The organism is Rickettsia sp. TH2014 (assembly GCF_019249195.1).
Taxonomy (GTDB): Bacteria; Pseudomonadota; Alphaproteobacteria; order Rickettsiales; family Rickettsiaceae; genus Rickettsia; species Rickettsia felis.
This window is the reverse complement of sequence record NZ_MXAX01000018.1, coordinates 1-1,619: the sequence shown is the minus strand read 5'-3', so window position 1 is coordinate 1,619 and position 1,619 is coordinate 1. Positions and strand designations below refer to the sequence as shown.

Sequence of the window (1,619 nt, the reverse complement as noted above, 5' to 3'; positions counted from 1 at the left end):
GACAATTAAAATTTATAAATAAAAATTCTGAAATTCTAGGCGAACACAGTAAGGCGACATTAGTAGATAAACTGAAAGAATTATCTAAGCAGTTAGATAAAATTTCAAGTAATCAATTAGTAGGTTTTATACTTGATGAAAATAAAATCAACACGAACTTAAAAAACGTTCCCTTTTCAAAAAAAGAAGTAAGAGGGCTAATAGATAGCTTAAATAATGAAATTTTAGAGAAAATTTTTCTCCAAGATGATGGTGCGATAACTGAACAAGATTTAACTAGAATATTACAAAAATATAAAGAAACAGATTTAATAAAGAATTTAACTAAAGCTATAGTATATATTGATGGTAATGAAAGTAATGAAACTGTAAATAAAACTTTAGAAAAAGGTTTAAAAAACACTACTCCAGAACAACGAAGATTGATCGTAGATGTATTGACTAATAACACAAGGATACGAAAAGCTCTTATAACAAAAATAGACAGAGAGCGAAAACAAGAAGAAAATAAAAAATTAAAAGAAAACACAGAAGGTGATCCTTTATTAGAGGGAATAAAGAAAGCACTTGCACAAAGACAACCTACAACCCCAGAAACAATAGAAGAACAGCTAGCAAGAAGAAAGCAAGGAACAGCAGAAAATTTGAATGTTTGGGGTATACCAGATAACCAAAATGATAATCAAAGCACACAAGATGAGAATAATAAAGGATGGAAAGAGGATAATCAAAATGCACAGGATAAGAATAATAACGATGTTGACAGAATAACAAAAGCAAAGCAGGAATTAGAGCAAGCAGTTAACGCTGCAACAAGAAAATTTAGTGAAATGAGCAGTCTCCTAAAAGACAATACAATAAAAAATGCAACAGCATGCCAAGGATATTTAAAAGGAGCTGAAGTTCAGCTAACCTTAGTAGAAGAAAAAGGGAAAGAGCTAATAGAACATTCAGTCCAAGCATTTAAAATAATACCTAAAAAATATCAAGATGATATGGATGAGAATTGGCAGAATTATTTATTACCGGAAGAAATAACAGAACTAACTACACTAGAGGCGGAGATTAAGACATTAAAGAGCAAACAAAATAAATTCGGGAAATTTATATCAAAGACAGACTTATCAGAATTTAGAACAAAACTAGAAGAACTTCAAATATTATCTGAAAGATTGAGAGAAGGTGTAGTTACAAAACAAAAAAAACAACTTGTTCAAAACTACGTAGATGAAATGGTTACAAATGCTAAAAAGGCAGTAGAAAAAATAGAAACAACTTTAGAGGCCTTAAACAAGAAGAAAGAAAATAAACACGATAATGCAGAATCTAGTCCACTAATTTCTGAGGAAATATTAGAGGCTCAAAAGCGGCTAAAAAAAGCTGAAACAGTCTTAAGTACTGCTGAACGCAATTATGAGCTTGCTAAGAGACGAGGTAACATATCTGACATCGATAGTGATGATGAGGATTCCGATAATGAATCAGGTAAAAAAATAACACCAATACAAGCAAGAGAAATAGAATTAAACGATGCTAAAGAAGAGATAGCAAAAGCTAAGAAAAACTTAGAGGATGCTGAAGCAAAAGATGCAGAGCGTAAACGTCAAGAAGACCTGAAG

The 1,619-nt window shown here is 31.2% G+C and carries 1 pseudogene; it reads left to right on the top strand.

Going from position 1 to position 1,619, the window contains the following annotated elements:
* A pseudogene (locus tag KYQ89_RS07480) lies at positions 1-1,619 on the top strand (autotransporter outer membrane beta-barrel domain-containing protein); the annotation flags it as partial.